The organism is Plantactinospora sp. WMMB334 (genome assembly GCF_049179095.1).
Taxonomy (GTDB): Bacteria; Actinomycetota; Actinomycetes; order Mycobacteriales; family Micromonosporaceae; genus Plantactinospora.
The window spans coordinates 5,528,334-5,546,345 of the sequence record NZ_JBMHME010000002.1; the positions used below are offsets into that span (position 1 = coordinate 5,528,334).

15 protein-coding genes are annotated in these 18,012 nt (G+C 73.4%); 7 read left to right on the top strand and 8 right to left on the bottom strand.

What is annotated here, in order from left to right; genetic code table 11:
- Positions 1-12: 12 nt before the first annotated feature.
- Positions 13-1,152, top strand: a complete 1,140-nt coding sequence (locus tag ACN27G_RS23620; RefSeq protein ID WP_421494947.1) for a PP2C family protein-serine/threonine phosphatase — start codon at positions 13-15, stop codon at positions 1,150-1,152.
- On the opposite strand, the gene ACN27G_RS23625 is transcribed toward ACN27G_RS23620, so the two are convergent.
- The 3 genes from ACN27G_RS23625 to ACN27G_RS23635 form a co-directional block, all read right to left on the bottom strand.
- Positions 1,146-2,630, bottom strand: coding sequence for a sugar transferase (locus ACN27G_RS23625; RefSeq protein ID WP_421494948.1), 1,485 nt, complete (start codon positions 2,628-2,630; stop codon positions 1,146-1,148). The two genes, ACN27G_RS23620 and ACN27G_RS23625, sit on opposite strands and share 7 nt — an antisense overlap.
- Positions 2,631-2,943: 313 nt before the next feature.
- A complete protein-coding gene (locus tag ACN27G_RS23630) occupies positions 2,944-4,695 on the bottom strand; it encodes a substrate-binding domain-containing protein (protein ID WP_421494949.1) in 1,752 nt (583 codons plus the stop codon).
- A 219-nt stretch (positions 4,696-4,914) separates the two neighbouring features.
- Positions 4,915-5,946 (bottom strand): lactonase family protein, encoded by a 1,032-nt coding sequence (locus ACN27G_RS23635; RefSeq protein WP_421494950.1) that lies wholly within the window; start codon positions 5,944-5,946, stop codon positions 4,915-4,917.
- Positions 5,947-6,080: 134 nt separating this feature from the next.
- On the opposite strand from ACN27G_RS23635, the gene ACN27G_RS23640 reads away from it, so the two are divergent.
- From ACN27G_RS23640 to ACN27G_RS23655, 4 genes are read left to right on the top strand one after another with little or no spacing between them, the layout of a single operon-like run.
- On the top strand, positions 6,081-6,782 hold the full coding sequence (locus ACN27G_RS23640; RefSeq protein WP_421494951.1) for a GntR family transcriptional regulator: 702 nt from the start codon (positions 6,081-6,083) through the stop codon (positions 6,780-6,782).
- On the top strand, positions 6,773-7,516 hold the full coding sequence (locus ACN27G_RS23645) for a (Fe-S)-binding protein (RefSeq protein ID WP_421494952.1): 744 nt from the start codon (positions 6,773-6,775) through the stop codon (positions 7,514-7,516). The genes ACN27G_RS23640 and ACN27G_RS23645 overlap by 10 nt, the downstream gene beginning before the upstream one ends.
- Positions 7,513-9,054 (top strand): LutB/LldF family L-lactate oxidation iron-sulfur protein, encoded by a 1,542-nt coding sequence (locus ACN27G_RS23650; RefSeq protein WP_421494953.1) that lies wholly within the window; start codon positions 7,513-7,515, stop codon positions 9,052-9,054. The genes ACN27G_RS23645 and ACN27G_RS23650 overlap by 4 nt, the downstream gene beginning before the upstream one ends.
- Complete coding sequence (locus ACN27G_RS23655; RefSeq protein WP_421494954.1) at positions 9,051-9,695, top strand: LutC/YkgG family protein; 645 nt, start codon at positions 9,051-9,053, stop codon at positions 9,693-9,695. Before ACN27G_RS23650 ends, ACN27G_RS23655 begins: the two co-directional genes overlap by 4 nt.
- A 152-nt stretch (positions 9,696-9,847) precedes the next feature.
- Here ACN27G_RS23655 and ACN27G_RS23660 read toward each other — a convergent pair whose 3' ends face one another.
- The 5 genes from ACN27G_RS23660 to ACN27G_RS23680 all read right to left on the bottom strand — a co-directional run bounded on the left by ACN27G_RS23660 (position 9,848) and on the right by ACN27G_RS23680 (position 15,427).
- The gene (locus ACN27G_RS23660) at positions 9,848-10,450 is read right to left on the bottom strand and encodes a GTP-binding protein (RefSeq protein WP_421494955.1); all 603 of its coding nucleotides are present in this window, start codon (positions 10,448-10,450) and stop codon (positions 9,848-9,850) included.
- Positions 10,431-10,823, bottom strand: coding sequence for a DUF742 domain-containing protein (locus tag ACN27G_RS23665; RefSeq protein WP_421494956.1), 393 nt, complete (start codon positions 10,821-10,823; stop codon positions 10,431-10,433). The genes ACN27G_RS23660 and ACN27G_RS23665 overlap by 20 nt, the downstream gene beginning before the upstream one ends.
- Positions 10,813-11,235 (bottom strand): roadblock/LC7 domain-containing protein, encoded by a 423-nt coding sequence (locus tag ACN27G_RS23670; RefSeq protein WP_421497435.1) that lies wholly within the window; start codon positions 11,233-11,235, stop codon positions 10,813-10,815. The genes ACN27G_RS23665 and ACN27G_RS23670 overlap by 11 nt, the downstream gene beginning before the upstream one ends.
- Positions 11,236-13,986: a nitrate- and nitrite sensing domain-containing protein gene (locus ACN27G_RS23675; protein WP_421494957.1), complete on the bottom strand. Its 2,751-nt coding sequence runs from the start codon at positions 13,984-13,986 to the stop codon at positions 11,236-11,238.
- A 187-nt stretch (positions 13,987-14,173) separates the two neighbouring features.
- Positions 14,174-15,427 carry an MFS transporter gene (locus ACN27G_RS23680; RefSeq protein WP_421494958.1) on the bottom strand — a complete coding sequence of 418 codons (1,254 nt, stop codon included), beginning with the start codon at positions 15,425-15,427 and terminating at the stop codon, positions 14,174-14,176.
- A gap of 416 nt (positions 15,428-15,843) precedes the next feature.
- On the opposite strand from ACN27G_RS23680, the gene ACN27G_RS23685 reads away from it, so the two are divergent.
- Together ACN27G_RS23685 and ACN27G_RS23690 are read left to right on the top strand one after the other, a co-directional pair.
- On the top strand, positions 15,844-16,446 hold the full coding sequence (locus tag ACN27G_RS23685) for a hypothetical protein (RefSeq protein WP_421494959.1): 603 nt from the start codon (positions 15,844-15,846) through the stop codon (positions 16,444-16,446).
- A 14-nt stretch (positions 16,447-16,460) separates the two neighbouring features.
- Positions 16,461-17,897 (top strand): hypothetical protein, encoded by a 1,437-nt coding sequence (locus ACN27G_RS23690; protein ID WP_421494960.1) that lies wholly within the window; start codon positions 16,461-16,463, stop codon positions 17,895-17,897.
- The last annotated feature ends 115 nt before the right edge of the window (positions 17,898-18,012 follow it).

The window sequence follows — 18,012 nt, forward strand, 5'->3', positions numbered from 1 at the left end:
GGCAGGTCGGAAGTGACGGACCGGCTCTCCGACATCCGCCGCCGCCTGGCCGAGGCGCCGGCCGATCTCGTGGTGGAGTGTCTGGCCACGGAGCTGGCCAGGGCGTACGGGACGGTGGAGACCGAGCTGCTCCAGGTCGACTACCGGCTCGCCGCCCTGGTCCCGCTGCACGGCGGCGACCCGGTGACCGGGGCCGGCACCGCGGCCTGGCGCTGCTTCGACCATCAGGCACCCGCGCTCCAGGACGGGATTCTCCACCTACCGGTCACGATGCGCGGGGAGCGGCTCGGTGTGCTCCGGCTCGCGCCGGCACCCGAGGATCCGCGGCGGCGCGACGAACTGGCGGAGGCGGCCGACGCGCTGGCGCACGAGCTCATCGTGGTACGCCCCGGCACCGACAAGTACGCCGTGGGCGCCCGGACCCGCCGGCTGACGCTCGCCGCCGAGATGCAGTGGGAACTGCTGCCCGGCCGCAGTCGCATCCGTCCCGCCTTCAGCCTCGCCGGCCAGCTCGAACCGGCGTACGCGGTGCGCGGCGACAGCTTCGACTGGGCCGACGACGACCAGCGGCTCTGGCTCTCCACCGTCAACGGCATGGGCGAGGGGGTGACCGCCTCGATGCTCACCTGCCTCGGCACCAACGCCCTGCGCAACGCGCGCCGGGCCGGCCTCGAACTCGCCGACCAGGCGGCCCTGGCCGACCAGGCGATCTACGCCTACCACCAGGGCATCCAGCACCTCTCGGCGCTGCTGCTGGAGTTGGACCTGCGGACCGGGGTGGTGACGGCGGTGGACGCCGGCTCGCCGCGGCTGCTCGTGCTGCGCGACGGTGAGGTGATCGAGCAGCCGTTGGACGACCAGTTCCCGCTCGGGATGTTCGACGGCACCATCTACCAGTCGCAGAGTTTCCCGCTCTCCGTCGGTGACCGGCTCTTCGTGGTTAGCGACGGCGTCTTCGACGCGACCTCCCGCACCGCCCGGTACGGCGACACCGCGCTGCACCGCTCCGTCCGGCGCACCAGGTCGATGGCGCCGCTCGAGGCGGTACGGTCGCTCCTCGGCGACCTGCGGGCGTTCGTCGGCAGCGACCTGGTGGACGACGCGGTGGTGGTCTGCCTGGAGTGGCGGGGCTTCCACGCCGAGGGTCAGTAGGCGCCCCTGGTCCGGACCACCGCGCCGAACGTCTTCCAGAGGATGGTCAAATCGGCGGCGAGCGACCAGTTCTCCACGTAGTAGAGGTCGAGCCGGATGCCGTCCTCCCAGCTCAGGTCCGACCGGCCGCTGATCTGCCAGAGGCCGGTGATGCCCGGCTTGACCAGCAGCCGGCGGGCGACGTCGCCGTCGTAGCGGGCCACCTCGGACGGCAGCGGCGGGCGGGGGCCGACCAGGCTCATGTGCCCGAAGAGCACGTTGGCGAGTTGCGGGAGCTCGTCGAGGGACCACTTGCGCAGGATCCGACCGACCCGGGTGACCCGGGGATCGACCCGCATCTTGAACATCAGGCCGTCGGTCTCGTTCCTGGCTGCCAGGTCGGCCAGGAGCGCGTCCGCGTTCACCACCATGGTCCGGAACTTGTAGACCCCGAACTCCCGGCCACCCTGGCCGACGCGGATCTGCCGGAAGATCACCGGCCCGCGGCTGTCCAGCTTGACGGCGAGCGCGATGACGGCGAGCAACGGCAGGGCGACCGCCAGGGCGGCGGCGGCCATCGTCCGGTCCACAAAGGCCTTGACGACCTTGCGGGCGCCACGGAACTCGGGCGCCTCCACGTGGATCAGCGGCAGACCGGCGACCGGCTGGGTGTGGATGCGTGGGCCGGCGACGTCGGTCAGTGCCGGGGCGAGCACCAGGTCGATCCCGGTCCCCTCCAGCTGCCACCCGAGCCGACGCAGCCGGGTGGCGGTCAGCTCGTTGGAGGCGGTCACCGCCACCGTGTCGGCGTTGATCGCCGCCGCGGCGTCGACGATCGCCCGGAACGATCCCAGCACCGGCACGTCACCGAGTCGCTGCGGCACCGGGGCGAGCAGCGCGTCCGGGATGCAGGCGCCGACGACCTGGTAACCGGCGTACGGCTCACGGCGCAGCGTGTGCACCAGCTCCAGTACGTGCGCGGTGTCGCCGACCGCCAGCACCCGCCGGGACCAGCCGGCCCCCCGCGAGCGGGACCGGTGCAGCCGCTTCCGCGCGGCGAACCGGGCGAGCACCAGCCCGACGGTGCCGACCGCGAACGAGATGCCGAGGAAGCCCCGGGAGACGCCGACGTCGGCGAGGTAGCCGGCGATCGCGATGCCCCCGGCGAGCCGGAGACCGGCCGAGACGACCCGACGGTACTCGTCGGCACCGTAGCCGAGCACCCGGTGGTCGTAGCAGCGCAGCGCCTTGAGCGAGGCCAGCCAGGCGAGCACCAGGGCCGGCCCGACGATCGCGTACGGGATGTCGGAGCCGACGGCCTCGTCGCCGCCGAACCGGGCGACGTAGCCGCCGGTCACCGCCAGCACCAGGATGACCGCGTCGAGCAGGAACAGGGTGCGGATGTAGCCGCGCTGGCGCGTCCGGGACGACGTGACGGATGCCCCCGCAGTCGACTCCGGAGGCATCGTGGTGGGGCTCAGCAGTGTCGCCGACGTCACCGGCCCTCCCTCGCTCCAGGGGGCACCACCCGATCGGCCGCCCGCCGTCTGACCGAGCGGCCCGGAGGCACCTGGACATCTTCACCCCACCGACAGCATCACGGAGAGCTTCCGACAGATTACTGTCACTTGATTGCGTCGCCGCTGATCCGGCTGCTCATCTCGTCGTCGCGCCGCGCCCGACGGGAAACGACCCGACGGGAAACAAGCGTGCCCGCCGTACCGGCACGGCTGACCGGTACGGCGGGCGCTGTCGATCGGGATCGTGTGGGTTGGCGGGAAGCGGCCGGCCCACACCGGGGTGGCACGGGCGTCAGCGTGGGGCGGACGGCCGGCTGGCGATGGCCTGCAGGAAGATGTCGCCGATCTTCGCCGGGTCCTCGGTGACGAAGGCGGCACCGCCGGTCACCTTCGGGATCGGATCCAGCTCGGCCTTGCTGACCTCGGCACCGATGCCGACGATGATCACCTGGACCGGACGGTCCGGGTCACTGATCCGCTTCAGCTCGGCGAGCAGGGTCGCCTGGCTGATGCCGTCGGCGTCCTCGTTCTTGCCGTCGGTCATCAGCACCACCGAGTTGACCCGGCCGGGCTCCCACTCGTCCTGGACCGCCCGGTAGGCGGCGAGGATCGTGTCGTACATGCCGGTGTCGCCACCCCGCTTGGGTGTGATCCGGCCGAGCGCGCCCTCCAGCTCCTCCCGCTGACTGGACATCGGTCCGATCGGCACCAGCGAACGGTAGTCGCGGGAACCGTTCAGCTCGGTGGAGAAGATCCAGAGGCCGAGCGCCCAGGAGTCGTCGAAGAGCGCCAGCCCTCGCCGGGCCGCCTCCAGGGTGACCTGCATCCGGGTGGCGTTGTTGGCGGTGGGCACCCGCTCGAACATCGAACCGGAGACGTCGATGACCGCAAGCATCCGGCCGGACTGGGTGGCGACCGACCAGCTGGAGAGCACCCGTTCGATGGTCGCCCCGTCGCCGCCGCCGGCCGTACCGCCGGGGTTGGGCGCCGCGGTGGTCGGCGCCGGCTCGGTGCCGGCCGGGCTCGGCGCGCCCCGGGGCGGCGCGAAGCCCTCGGCCCAGGTGCCGTCCGGCGCCCGGAGCCCCTGCCCGGCCAGCCTGCCCCGGAAGGCCGGGGTGCCGAGCGCGGCGAAGAGCTTCCCGGCGGCCTCCGCCTTGGCGGGTTCGGTGCCGGGCATCACCGCGTACGGGTAGTCGAGCGAGATCGGCGCCGGCTCGAGGTAGAGCGCGGCGAGCGGAACGGGCGGCTTCTCCGCGTTGAACTTGATGACCTCCTCTTCGGAGAGCGCCGCCGCACCCAGCCCTCGGGCCAGGGAGGTCGGGTCGGTCGCCCGGGGGAACCGGGCGATCAGCTCCTCACGGACGGCCGAGACGCCGGTGGCCAGGGCCCGCAGGGCCGCAGTGGTCGCCTGCTGCGCCCGGGCACCGCCACCGGACTGCGCGGCGGTGGCCAGCGAGAGCAGCCCGGCCAGACCGGCGGCGTCCCGGCTCGGCTCGACGAGGCCGGTCTTGAGCTGGGTCCCGGTGGTGATCTGGCCCAGCAGGTCCTTCCAGCCGAGCTTCTTCTGCGGCCAGCCGACGGTGGTCGCGAGCGGCTCCGGCATGGCCACCACGACAGGGCTACGGGCGACCGAGGCGTTGTTGCGGGAGGCGAACGCGGGGGCCTGCTGCCGCAGCCGCAGCAGCCAGGTTGAGGAGTCCGCCAGCCAGACGTTGGGCAGTACGGCGCTGCCGCTGGCCTGCCCGACGCCGGAGAGCGACACGCCGTGCTGGCCGGCGATGGCCGCGGCCACCTCCACAGGCTCGCTGGCGGTCACCTCGACGGCGACGCAGAGGCCGTCGACCTCGGCACCGTCGGCGGTCAGGTCGGCGGCGGTCTCCTTGACGGCCGGAGCGATCTCCGGCGCCGCGGCGACGGTGAGCGTCAGCTCACCCGAGCAGTTCGACCCCGCCCATTGCCGATAGCCGAACCACCCTCCAACCGCGACAAGGACGAACGCCATCGCACCGGCGATGGCGCCCGCCCCACGGATACTTCTACGCATGCGATGGCGGCCAGGCACCTGACCATCTTGAGGGCTTCTGCGAAGTCGTGCCAGGGGCGAACGGCGGAATGTTATCGAGCCGGGAAAGAGTTTCTGAAAGTTGTTGACTTTCGGTAGTCGAGCGGCCTCGGACCGTCGAAGATCGGGCCCAACGGGGCCCGATCCGCGCACGGCGCACCAAAAAGATCTTATAGAGATTTATGCAAGAATTAAGGGCCGCTATCCGAGGAGACAGGTCGGGCTGGCCACCGCGACCCGGGTCGGCGGCGCCGCCGGGATCCCTGATCCGGGGTCGACCGCGAAGACCGCGACCGCGTCGGCCCGCTCCTCCGCGACGTAGAGGTGACGGCCGAGCAGCGCGAGGTGCCGGGGCCAGTCGCCGATGCCCTGGACCTCCGCCAGATAGCGGGGCACCTCCGCGTCGAGGGCGAAGACCGTCACCGTGCCGGCGCCCCGGTTGGCCAGGTAGAGGAAGCGGCCGTCCGGCCGCACCGCGATCTCGGAGGGCTGGACCGGGCCCGGCCGTTCGCTGGCCCGGACCCGACCGCGCTCGGCCAACCGGTCGGGTCCGTCCCAGGCGTACGCGGTGACGGAGGCGTCCAGCTCACCGGCGACGAAGCAGCGCCGCCCGTCCGGGTGCCGGGCCAGATGCCGGGGGCCGGTGCCGGGCGCCGTCGGGATCCGGGCGGTGGTGCGCAGTCGCCCGGCGGCGTCGCGGTGGTGCCGGTAGAGCGTGTCGGCGCCGAGGTCGACGGCGAGCAGCCCGGTGCCGGTCGGATCCGGCGAGACCATGTGCGCGTGCGGCCCGGCCTGGCGGTCGGGAACCGGCCCTCGACCGTCGTGCACGACCAGGTCGCTCCGGTCACCCGGCGCCCCGGTCCCGTCCAACGGGTGTACGGCGACACTGCCGCTGCCGTAGTTCGCCACGTACAGGAACGTTCCCGCCGGGTCGACGGCGAGGTGGCACGGATCGGCACCGCCGGTGGCACGGACCGCGAGCGGGGTGAGCGCGCCGTCCGGACGGACCGTCCAGGCGCTGACGGTCCCCTCGGCCAGCTCGTTGACCGCGTAGAGCACGGGGAGCCGGGGATGGCGGGCCAGGAACGACGGCGACGGCGTGGCCGCCACCACGCCGAGCAGCTCCAGCTCTCCGGTGTCGGCGTCCCGGCGGGCCGCCACGATGCCGGTACCCCGCCCACCGCCCTCGACGGTGTAGCAGCCGATGTGCACGATCCCGACCTCGCCCGACATGCGCCGCTCCCTTCCGGCCGACCGCCCCGGGTCGCACCGTTCCGGCCCGATCAAACCAGAGCCCGCCCCTGGCGGCAGGGCAATCGCTTCCGTGCCCTCCCGCCTCGACAGCTTTTCCTATAGGATCTTCGATCGTGAACGGTCTCCTCCGGCCGGCTCGCCGGACCACGCTCGCCGACGACGTGTACGAGTCGGTCCGGGCCCTCCTGATGGACCATGCCGTCGCCCCCGGGGAACGGATCAACATCGACGCCCTCGCCCGGCGACTGGAGGTGTCGCCCACCCCGGTCCGCGAGGCCCTCGCCCGGCTGGAGTCCGACGGTCTGGTCCGGAAGCGGCCGCTGGCCGGCTACACCGCCGCACCGCTGCTCACCCGGGCCGAGTTCGACGAGCTGGTCGAGATGCGGCTGATCCTGGAGACCGCCTCCGCACGCCGGGTCGCCGACCGGTTCGCGGACCGGCCCGACGCCGGAGCGGCCGGCGAGCTCACCCGGCTCCGCCGCGAGGCGGAACTGCCCGGCCAGGTCCCCGGCACCGAGGGCTTCGCGGCGATCGCCGCGTTCACCAGCCAGGACGCACGCTTCCACCACCTGCTCGCCGAGTGGTCCGGCAACCGGATGCTGCACGCCGCCGTGGTGCGGCTCCGGGCCCACCTGCACCTGTTCCGGCTGCACTTCCCCGCCGCGCACCACGGCACCAGTGCCCGCGAGCACCTGCGGATCGTCGACGCCGTCGCCACCGGCGACCCGGACGCCGCCGGCACCGCCATGCGGGACCACCTGCTCGCCGCCGCCGACCGGCACCTGCCGTTCTTCCAGGGAACCCCATGCGCATAGCTCTCTTCGTGACCTGCGTCAACGACCTGGTCTACCCGGCCACCGGCCGGGCCGTGGTACGCGTACTGGAGCGGCTCGGCCACACCGTCGACTTCCCGGCCGCGCAGTCCTGCTGCGGGCAGATGCACGCCAACAGCGGCTACCGCGCCGAAGCGCTGCCACTGGTCCGGCACTTCGTCGACACCTTCGCCGGCTACGACGCCGTGGTGGCGCCCTCCGGCTCGTGCGTGGCGATGGTGCGGGAGTCGTACCCCCGGCTCGCCGGGGCGGACCCGCACCTCGCGGCGGCGGTCGCCGACCTCGCACCCCGGGTCCACGAACTCTCCGAACTGCTGGTCGACGTGCTGGAGGTCACCGACGTCGGCGCCACCTTCCCGCACCGGGTGACCTACCACCCCACCTGCCACGGCCTGCGGATACTGCGGCTGCGCGACCGGCCGCTGCGGCTGCTGCGCGCCGTGCGCGGGCTGGAGCTGGTGGAGCTGCCCGGCGCCGAGGAGTGCTGCGGCTTCGGCGGCACCTTCGCGGTGAAGAACGCCGACGTCTCGGCCGCGATGCTCGCCGACAAGTGCGGCGCGGTCCACGACACCGGGGCGGCGTATCTGGCGGCGGCGGACAACTCCTGCCTGGCCCACATCGGCGGCGGCCTCTCCCGGCACGCCGCCGCACCGCCCGGCGGCCCCCGCCCCATCCACTACGCCGAGATCCTGGCAAGCACCGAGGAGCAGCCATGAGTGCAAGGAAGGGCCCCTCCTTATCGTTTTCTGTTGTAGAAGGGCCCCCTCCTTACACCTCGGGCAGCGGGAACATCGTGGCGGCGGTGCCGTTTCCGGTGGCGGCCCGGCGGGAGCTCGCCGACGGGCAGCTCCGGGCCAACCTGCGCCGGGCCACCCACACGATCCGGGACAAGCGGCTCCGGGTCGTCGACGAGGTGCCGGACTGGGCGGCGCTGCGCCGCTCGGGTGCGGCCATCAAGGACGACGTCCTGGCCCGCCTGCCTGAGCTGCTGGAACAGTTCGAGGAGGCCGCGACCGCCGCCGGCGCGACGGTGCACTGGGCCAGGGACGCGGCCGAGGCGTGCAAGGTGGTGACCGGGCTGGTCGAGCGGACCGGCAGCCGCGAGGTGGTCAAGGTCAAATCGATGGCCACCCAGGAGATCGGCCTCAACGAGGCGCTCGCCGAGGCCGGCATCGCGGCGGTCGAGACCGACCTGGCCGAGCTCATCGTGCAGCTCGCCGACGACACCCCGTCGCACATTCTGGTGCCGGCCATCCACTACAACCGGCGACAGATCCGGGACATCTTCGCCAGCCGGATGCCCGGGGTCGACGTCGACGCGCTCACCGACGATCCGTCCGCGCTCGCCGAGGCGGCCCGCCGGCACCTGCGGGCGAAGTTCCTCGACGCGCGGGTGGCGGTCTCCGGCGCCAACTTCGCGGTCGCCGAGACCGGCACCCTGGTCGTGGTGGAGTCCGAGGGAAACGGCCGGATGTGCCTGACCCTGCCCGAGACGCTGATCTCCGTGGTCGGGGTGGAGAAGCTGCTGCCGACCTTCCGCGACCTGGAGGTCTTTCTGCAACTGCTGCCCCGCTCCTCCACCGGCGAGCGGATGAACCCATACACCTCGCTCTGGACCGGGGTCACCCCGGGGGACGGTCCGCAGACCATGCACATCGTGCTGGTGGACAACGGGCGTACCGAGACGCTGGCCGATCCGGTCGGGCGGCAGGCGCTGCGCTGCATCCGCTGCTCGGCCTGCCTGAACGTCTGCCCGGTCTACGAACGGGTCGGCGGACACGCGTACGGGTCGGTCTACCCCGGTCCGATCGGCGCGATCCTGTCGCCGCAGATGACCGGCCCCGAGGCGGGCGCGAACCGCACCCTGCCGTACGCCTCGACGCTCTGCGGCGCATGCTTCGACGCCTGTCCGGTCCGGATCGACATCCCGGAGGTGCTGGTGCACCTGCGGCAGCGCGGTGTGGACGCGCGCCGGGGCAGGCCCTCGGCGGAACGCACCGCGATGCGGGCGCTCTCCTGGGCCATGCGCGACCGGCGGCGGTACGCGGCCGCGCTCCGGGCCGCCCGGCGTGGCGCCGCGCCGCTGCGGCTGGTCGCCGGGAGACGCGGCCAGGTACGCCGGCTGCCGTGGCCGCTCTCGGCCTGGACCGCGAGCCGGGACGCCCCGCTGCCGGCGGCGCAGACCTTCCGGGACTGGTGGGCCGAACGTGGACGGGATCGCCCCGGTGGTGCCGAGCGGGGTGATCGGGCGTGACATCGGCTCGGGAGGAGATCCTGGCCCGGATCCGGGCCGCCCGGCCCGACGGACCGGTGCCGGTGCCCCGGGACTACCGGACCGGCCCGATCGGTGTGCCGGACCGGTCGTCGCCGGACGGGGCGCTCCTCGACCTGCTGGTCGATCGCCTCGTCGACTACCGGGCCACGGTACGCCGCTGCGGGTCCCGGGAGGTGCCGGAGGCGTTGACCGATCTGCTGGGCGAGGTACCGACCGTGGTGGTGCCACCGGGAGCTCCGGCGGAGTGGCTGTCGGCGTACCTCGGCCGGATCCGGCGGGACGGCGACCCGCACCCGCTGACGGTGGCCGACCTCGACGCGCCCGGCGTGGCCGTGGTCACCGGCTGCGCGGTGGCGATCGCGCAGACCGGCACGCTGCTGCTGGACGCCGCTCCCGACCAGGGGCGGCGGCTGCTCAGCCTGGTGCCCGACCATCACCTCTGCGTGGTCCGCGCCGACCAGGTGGTCGACGGGGTACCGGAGGCGCTGGCCCGACTCGCCGCGCCGGAAAGGCCGATCACGCTGGTCTCCGGACCGTCGGCGACCAGCGACATCGAGCTCAACCGGGTGGAGGGGGTGCACGGGCCACGCCGGCTGGACGTGCTGGTCGTCACCGGCTGAGCGGGGGGACGATCCGGCAGGCCCGGTTCGGTCCAGCGGGCCGGCTCAGACGGGCGATCCGGACGGGCCGGCTCAGACGGGCGATCCGGACGGGCCGGCTCAGACGGGCGATCCGGACGGGCCGGCTCAGCCGGAGGGTCCGGCAGGCCGGCTCAGTTGGCCGGGACGCGGTCGGTGCGCCGGGCGGCGACGTGCTCCACCAGGGCGACCAGCACCACCTTGCCCGACTGGCGGCTACGGGCGTCGCAGAGCACGACCGGGACGTCCGGGTCCAGGTCGAGCGCGCCGCGCACCGCGTCGGGGCTGAACCGCTTGGCGCCGTCGAAGCAGTTGACCGCGACCACGAAGGGGATGCCCCGGCGCTCGAAGTAGTCGACCGACGGGAAGCAGTCGGCGAGCCGCCGGGTGTCGGCGAGCACCACGGCACCGAGCGCACCGAACGCCAACTCGTCCCAGAGAAACCAGAACCGGTCCTGTCCCGGGGTGCCGAAGAGATAGACCTGGAGATCCTCGTTGATGGTGATCCGGCCGAAGTCCATCGCGACGGTGGTGGTCTGCTTGCCCTCCACCCCGTAGAGGTCGTCGGTGCCGGTCCCGGCGTCGGTGAGCACCTCCTCGGTCTGTAGTGGACGGATCTCGCTCACCGCCCCGACCAGGGTCGTCTTGCCGACCCCGAAGCCACCGGCGATCAGGATCTTCAGGGCGAGCGGGATACGCCGCCTACCCGTCCCCTGGTCAGAGAGCCCGGAGTCCATTGACCACCGCCTTGAGGATGTCGTCGTCGGGGAACTGGCGAGAGGTGGGTGGGTCGTACATCGAGACCTGGCCGGTGGCGAGCAGGTCTCCGAGCAGGACCCGGATCACCCCCACCGGCAGGTCGAGGTCGGCGGCGAGGTCGGCGACGGTCACCGGCTGCTGCGCCCGCGAGATGATCGCCCGGTGCTCCGGGTGGGGCGGCGGACCGTCGCCGCCCTCCTCCTCCAGCGGGCCGGCCACCACGTACGCCACCAGGTCGAACCGGCCCGCGGAGGGCTGGACCCGACCACCGGTCATCGTGTAGGGCCGGACGACCGGCCCGGCCTCGTCGTCCAGCCAGTCGTGGTGGGGCCCCGGAGCGTCACTGCGCATCTGCCGGCGCCCTGGGCGATCGGCTCGGCGCGGAGAGGGTCTGCCCGACCCGGGTCACCAGCATCGCCATCTCGTACGCGATGACGCCGATGTCCGACGCGGCGCTGGCCAGTACGGCGAGACAGGCGCCCTGGCCGGCGGCGGTGACGAAGAGGAAGGCGCCCTCCATCTCGATCACGGTCTGCCGTACCGGGCCCGCCTGGAAGTGCCGGCTGGCCCCCTTGGCCAGGCTGTGGAAGCCGGCCGCCATCGCCGCCATGTGCTCGGCGGCCTCCCGGCCCATCTCCCGCGACGTGGCCATCAGCAGACCGTCCGCGGAGAGTAGTACGGCCTGCTGCGCGGAGGGCACCCGCTCCACGAGATCGTCGAGCAGCCAACCGAGGTCCGCACCCGGCTTCGTCGTGTGCACCAGTCACCCGTCCCCTTCAGAGTGTGTGGCTCCCGGATCGGCGACCCGGGAGATGGCGTCAGAGGTGGCACCGGAGGTGTCCGCGTCGGCCGGCGCCGCCGTCTCGGCGTCCCGGCGCCCCCGCGCCGTGCCTGCCTGCAGCGCCGCCATCACCGCCCGGACCTGCTCCGGGGTACGCGGCCGCGGCTCGTCCAGCGCCGCACCGCGCTCTGCGTCGGCGGCCGCGTCGGCAGCCGGTCGTGCGGACCGGTCGGAGCTGGCGTCCGGGCCGTTGCGCAGTTGTGGCGCCAGGCTCGTCTGCCGGATCCGCCGGGGCAGGCCGTCCGGGCCGATCGGGGCGACGTCCGGCCGCACCGGGCCGCCCGACTGGACCGCCGGAAGGACCACGGTGTCGTCGTCCATCGCCGGCTGCACCGACCCGGGTGTCATGCCGGCAGGGGCCGACTTCGACTCCCCCGGGCCGGCAGGGGCCGACTTCGACTCCCCCGGATCGGCAGGGGCCGACTTCGACTCCCCCGGATCGGCAGGGGCCGACTTCGACTCCCGCTGTCCGGCGGCGGCGACCAGCGCGGCGAGCGCCGCTCCCGCCTGCCGCCTCGGTCCGAGTCCGGCACCCCGACCGGCGCCCGGACCGGGATCCGTGGCCGGCCCGTCACTGTCCGGGATGACCCCGCCCCGGTCCGATCGGGACGGCGGGGCCACCGTGCCAGGACCGTTCGCGCCGACGGCGTCCGGGCCCGGGGTGGCCGTCGCCGGCGGGGCGTCCGGGCCGGCGATGGCCAGCGGAGCCTTTCGGCCGCCGATTCCCCGCTGTGCGGCCGGGACGGTGCCGGACGCCTCTCCCTGCCCGCCGGAGAGGGCGGTGGCGGTGCTCTCCGGCACCACGAGATCGCCGGGTACGAGCGCGACCGCGGTCACCCCGCCGTACGGCGAGGTGCGCAGCTGGACGCGTACCCCGTGCCGGGCGCCGAGCAGGGCGACGACGAAGAGGCCGAGCCGGGCACTGTTGGACGGATCGAAGTCCGGTGGGTCGACCAGCCTGCGGTTCGCCTGCTCGATCGCGTCCGCGGTCATGCCCAGGCCACGATCCTCGATCTCGATCGCGTAGCCGTTGGAGACCACCTGGCCGGTCACCTGCACCCGGGTGTGCGGTGGCGAGAACGATGTCGCGTTCTCGATCAGCTCGGCGAGCAGGTGAATGACGTCGCCGACCGCCCGGCCGGCGCAGGCCGCCGGTGACACGCTGACCAGGTGGACCCGGGCGTACTCCTCGACCTCGGAGATCGCGCCCCGGATCACGTCGACCATCGACACCGGGTTGCGCCAGCCCCGTCCCGGCGCCGCTCCGGCGAGTACGACCAGGTCCTCCGCGTGCCGCCGCATCCGGGTCGCCATGTGGTCGAGCCGGAAGAGGTCCTCCAACTCCTGCGGCTGCGCGGCCCGCCGCTCCATCCGGTCGAGCAGCGCCAACTGGCGGTGCAGCAGAGTCTGGCTTCGCCGGGCGATGTTGAGGAAGACCTCCCGGAGGCCGCGCCGCAACGCGGCCTCGTCGATCGCCGAGGCGACGGCGGTCCGCTGCACCTCGTTGAAGGCCTGGCCGACCTGGCCGATCTCGTCCTGGCCGTAGTCCAGCGGTGGCGCCTCGGTGTCGACGTCCACCTCCTCGCCCTTGCGCAGCCGGGCGACGACGTCGGGTAGCCGTTCGTCGGCAATGGTCAGCGCGGCGGCCCGCAGGCCGGTCAGCCGCCGGACCAGGGAGCGTCCGATCCGCAGCGCGACGACCACCGAGAGCAGTACGGCGACGAAGCCGAGCAGGCCGGCCAGGCCCAACCGGAGCAGGATGCCGGCGGCCACCGGCCGACTGCGCTCGGCGAGTGCCTCCGCACCGGCCAGTTCGAAGTCGCGCAGTTGCCGCTGCACCGAGTCGTAGCTGCTCTGCCACTGCGTGGCACGGACCGGCAGCGTGCTTCCGTCGCCCCGGCCGATCAGTTCGTCCTCCATCCGGCGCAGCCGGACGTAGGAGTCGCCCTCGGTGAGCTGCTGGTATTCGACCCGGTCGGCGTCGGGCAGCTCGGCGGTCGCCGTCGCGTAGAGAAACCGCTGGGTACCGACGATCTGGATGAACTGGGCGTGCTCCCCCGGCCCGAAGCGCCCCTCGTTGAAGACCCCGGCGAGCAGCGCGTCGGCCTGGGCCAGCACCTCGCGGGCCCGGCCCAGCTCGGTCAGGGTGCGCGCCTCCCGGTCGAGCGTGTCGTCGGGGAGGGTGCTCAGCGCGGAGAAGGTGCGGAACGCGGCGTCGATGATGCCGCTGTAGAGGCCGAGCGCGCCACTGGCGTCGACGCTGCGGCGGTCGACGAAGAGCCGGCCGGACTGCAACGCGTCGACGGCGGTGAGCAACTGGTCGATCCGGGCGTCGAGCAACTCGCCGGTGGTGTCCCGCACATCGCTGTCCGAGGTCCGGCGCCGGAACTCCACTATCGCGCGATCGGTACGGATCCGCTGGTCGGCGAGGGCCGCGGTGGCGTTCGGATCGGCCAGCTGGAGCACGGAGAGCCGGCGCTCCCGCTGCAATTCCGCCACCAGCGCCTCACCCGGCCGGCCGACCTCGTCGAAGAGGGTCCGCGCGGCGAGCAGATCCGACGCCGGTCCGACCGTGAGCGTCGTCGCGAAGATCCAGAGAGCCGACAACGCGAGGATCGGCACGGCGACCAGCGCGACGATCTTCGAGCGGATCGGCCAGTTCTGGGTTTCCATCAGACCTCGCCGGAATGGGTTGTGTCAGGGACGACACCCGCACCGGCGGCCCGCGGCTCCGGCCAGAGTCCGAGGGTCACGGGCGCGCGTGCCTTCGGCAGGATACGTAATCGAGGGCGTCGGCACTACTGGACGGGGGGCTCCGAGTTGATCGGACCGAGGAAAAAATCATTGATCACTGTCTTTATTAATTCGTCTCGACGCCTTCCGGTGCGTCCGACCGGGGCTCCGCCGGTGGCCCGGCCCACCGCAGCGCCACCGCCAGGGCCAGGTACGGAAGGGCGAACAACGCGAAGATGGCGCCGTGTCCGGCGACCGTCGAGGCGAGGGCGTAACCGCCGTACACACCGATCGTGACGAGTTCGGTGCCGAGTCCCGCCAGCGACGTCATCGTGGCCCGCGCCGATCCGCCGATGCTCTCCTGCAGGCGTACGTCCGCCACCAGGCTCGCCATCTGCAACGCGCAGAACGCCGCCGCCACCAGTACGAAGCCGGCTGGCCGGCCGCTCAGCGCGCCAAGGGCCAGGGCGACCGGGGCCGCTCCGACCGCCACCGCGAACCGTCCCGCCGGCAGGCGCTGCCCGATCGGGGTCAGCAGGCCACCCAGCATGACCCCGAGCCAGACCAGCAGCACCAGCAGCGGCACGCCGGAGGCCGGAACGACCGTGCCGGCCAGCAGCGGTACGTACTCCTCCAGCGCCCCCCAGATGCCCAGCATCGCCGGCAGGAGCAGCAGTGCCCGCCGTACTCCCGGGTTGTGCCGGGCCTCGACGAGCGCGGAGCGCAGGATCGCGAGACAGCCGGGCGACGCGGGATCCGCGGTCTCCGCGCCCGGCCCGTCGACCGGCAGCGGCGCCCGGTGCTCCGGCAGCGCCAGCCCCACGGCCGCGCAGAGCAGGCTGGCGAGCACGCTGGCGATCCCCACCGCGACGTAGCCACCGGCCGCGAAGACCGGCCCGGCGACCGCGATCGCCAGCAGGGCGGCGAGCAGGCCGATCGTGCTGGCCCGGCCGATGACCCGCCCGTACCGGTCGGCCCGGCCCACCCGGTCGAGCTCGTCGAAGAGCAGCGCCTCGGCGGCTCCGGACTGCAGCGCGCCACGGGCGCCCCAGAGCACGAAGCCGAGCGCGAACGCCCAGTACGACGGGGCCACCACCCATAGCCCGAAGCCGGCGGCGCCGAGCAGCGGGGCCCCGGCGAGCAGCAGCCGCCGGGACACGGCATCGGCCCAGACGCCGGAGGGGACCTCGAGCACGACCCCGGTCAGCGACCAGATCACGAAGAGTGACGAGACCTGGGCGACCGAGAGCCCGGTGTCGGTGAAGAGCAGGGCGTAGACCGGGTAGAGCAGGACGAACTCGTCCAGGAACGCGTACAGGTAGAAATTGACGGTCAACCGCCGCGCGGAGGTTGTCGGCGCGGCGGACGGGGCGACGGGCATGAGACCTTCCCACGGGGACGATTCGGACTCTCGGATCGGGTCACGAACGCCCCTGGGCGGGCCCCGGCAGCGCGGGCCGGGCCGGCCTCCGGCGGGGAATTAATGTCGGTGCGTCATACGGCCGAGTGTAGCGACGGGCGGCCGTGACCGCGCCGGCCCGGGCGGCACGGCCACACCAGGCGATCCGGGCGGCACGGCGATCCGGGCGGCACGGCCACCAGGCCATCCGGGCGGCACGGCCACGGCCGATGGTTGCGGCTCGATCCACCGGTTCCGGCCGGTTTCGGCTGCCGGAAGCCGTAACGGCCGGTTTCTGCCTTGTCTGCGCCGGCTCCCGGCGCCGGGGCCCGAAAGTGTGCCGGATCTGGATTGGTGATCAGGGCTGAGCGGGAATACCAGGAGACGAAGGAGGAGTCATGTCGCCCATAGAAGTCATCCTCATCGTCCTTGTGGTCCTCGCCGTCGCCGCAGCCGTTCCCGCCATCTGGGTGGCGAGCCGCCGCCGCGCGCTGCGCCACAGATTCGGCCCGGAGTACGACCGGCTGGTCGCCGAAGAGCAGAGCCGGTCGGCCGCCGAGCGCGAACTCCGGGAACGCGAACGCCGGCACGCGGACCTCACCCTCACCCCGCTCTCCGCCGACTCCCGCCGCCGGTACGCGGCCGACTGGGAGGAGATCCAGGCCCGCTTCGTCGACTCGCCCGCCGAGGCGGTGGGCGCGGCGGACGAACTGGTCACCCGGCTGATCGCCGAACGCGGATATCCGATCGGGGAGTACGACGACCAGCTCGCCCACCTCTCCGTCGAGCACGCCCGCACCCTGGGCCACTACCGGGACGCCCACGAGATCCATCTGCGCAACGAGCGCGGCGAGGCCAGCACCGAGCAGCTCCGCCAGGCCGTCGTGCACTACCGGGAACTCTTCGCCGACCTGCTCGGCGAGGACCCCGTACGACAGCCGTCGGACGAGTCCGGTGCCGAGTCCCGTCCGGACACCACGCACGACGTACCGAGCCGGTGAGGAGGAACGCCGTCATGCGCCAGAAGGAAGAGCAGATTACCGACAACGGCCCCGACGTGATCCGCTCCGAGCCGGTGCCCGTGACCGGTCCGGGTGAGGTCGGGACCGCCCCGACCGACGAGGGCCGGCACCGGTCGGAGTATCCGGAGGGCACCGGCGACCAGGGCCCGGACGCCCTGGACGAGCGGGGCTCGTACGACAGCGACCTCGCCACCAGCGGCGCGGGACCGGCCTGGCCGACCGACCCGGCCGCGGCGGCACGCGCCAGGGACGACCGCCGGGGCGAGGAACGCTCGGGTGAGGAACGGACCGAGGATGCCGCGCTCGACGACGACGCGCTCTCCGAGCGCTCGCCCACGGACCGCAGCACGGCGGGTCCCGCCGACGACGTCCGGAGCAGCGACGACCTCCAGGGCACCGGTGAACTCCAGAGCACCGGTGACCGGGGTGACCTGGCCGACGCCAGCCGGGCCGACGCCGACGCCAGCCGGGCCGACGCCGGCAAGGACGCCGGGGCCGGCAAGGACGCCGGGGCCGACAACGGCGCCGGGGCTGACACGGTGGACACCGAGAGGACGGTGGACACCGAGAGGATGGACACCGACGCGGACACCGACGCGGACACCGGCAAGGTCCATGACGACGGGCCGGAGTTCCACGAGCCCGCGCCGGTACCCACCAGCTTCGGTGCGCCCACCGTCGGCGGTGCGGTGGCGGCGGCGGCGATGGCCGGCAGTCACCGCGATGCCCGCAACGACGACACCGTACGCAGCGGTGACGGGCCGGCCGAGGACCGGATCGACGGTGCCGGCGACGAGCCCGCCGGCAGTGCCGCGCAGCCGTCCCGGGGTGCCGGCGCCGGGCGGCCGGTCGACGGCGTCGCGCAGCCGGACGTGCCGGACCGGAGTCTCGGCGCGGCCGACGCCACCACCGCCCCCCGGCCCGGCGTCCGGCCGGACGCCGACCTGGACGGCGACGCCGGGGCGGACGCGGACGGCGACCGGCCGGTCGACCCGCTCGGCCGGGCCGAGCCGACGCAGACGGTGGCGGTCGGGGTGGCGCATCCACCGACCCCCAACGTGCTCAGCGCGGGCAACCCCGACGTGCTGACCAGCGACGACGGCGAACCGGACGACCGTGTGGACGGTGGCATGCGCCCCGCCGGGGGACCGGAGGCCGACCCGATGGTCGGGCTCCTGGACGGGGAGGCGGTACAGGGCTTCCGGGACCGTTGGCGGGAGGTGCAGCTGCGCTTCGTCGACGATCCGCCGGGCGCCACCGCCGACGCGCACCGGGTGGTCGAGGAGACCGTGGAGGCCGTCACCGCCGCCCTGAGCCGCCAGCGCGACGACCTCGGCGACTGGCAGCGTGACGGCGCCGCGGACACCGAGCAGCTCCGCATGGTGGTACGCCGCCACCGCGACTTCCTGGACCGCCTGCTCGGCCGGTAACCGTCGCGACGCGACCGAGGGCTCCCGCTATCGCTTCCCGTCGTAGCGGGAGCCCTTCCCGCACACCCTGCCGACGGCTCACGGCTCCCCCACGGCTCAGGGCTCCGCAACGGCT

Excerpts from the sequence above, each read along its gene's own strand:
- ACN27G_RS23630 (WP_421494949.1), bottom strand. The coding sequence starts at position 4,695 with ATGCGTAGAAGTATCCGTGGGGCGGGCGCCATCGCCGGTGCGATGGCG.
- ACN27G_RS23635 (WP_421494950.1), bottom strand. The coding sequence starts at position 5,946 with ATGTCGGGCGAGGTCGGGATCGTGCACATCGGCTGCTACACCGTCGAG.
- ACN27G_RS23645 (WP_421494952.1), top strand. The coding sequence starts at position 6,773 with ATGCGCATAGCTCTCTTCGTGACCTGCGTCAACGACCTGGTCTACCCG.
- ACN27G_RS23650 (WP_421494953.1), top strand. The coding sequence starts at position 7,513 with ATGAGTGCAAGGAAGGGCCCCTCCTTATCGTTTTCTGTTGTAGAAGGG.
- ACN27G_RS23660 (WP_421494955.1), bottom strand. The coding sequence starts at position 10,450 with ATGGACTCCGGGCTCTCTGACCAGGGGACGGGTAGGCGGCGTATCCCG.
- ACN27G_RS23665 (WP_421494956.1), bottom strand. The coding sequence starts at position 10,823 with ATGCGCAGTGACGCTCCGGGGCCCCACCACGACTGGCTGGACGACGAG.
- ACN27G_RS23675 (WP_421494957.1), bottom strand. The coding sequence starts at position 13,986 with ATGGAAACCCAGAACTGGCCGATCCGCTCGAAGATCGTCGCGCTGGTC.
- ACN27G_RS23680 (WP_421494958.1), bottom strand. The coding sequence starts at position 15,427 with ATGCCCGTCGCCCCGTCCGCCGCGCCGACAACCTCCGCGCGGCGGTTG.
- ACN27G_RS23685 (WP_421494959.1), top strand. The coding sequence starts at position 15,844 with ATGTCGCCCATAGAAGTCATCCTCATCGTCCTTGTGGTCCTCGCCGTC.
- ACN27G_RS23690 (WP_421494960.1), top strand. The coding sequence starts at position 16,461 with ATGCGCCAGAAGGAAGAGCAGATTACCGACAACGGCCCCGACGTGATC.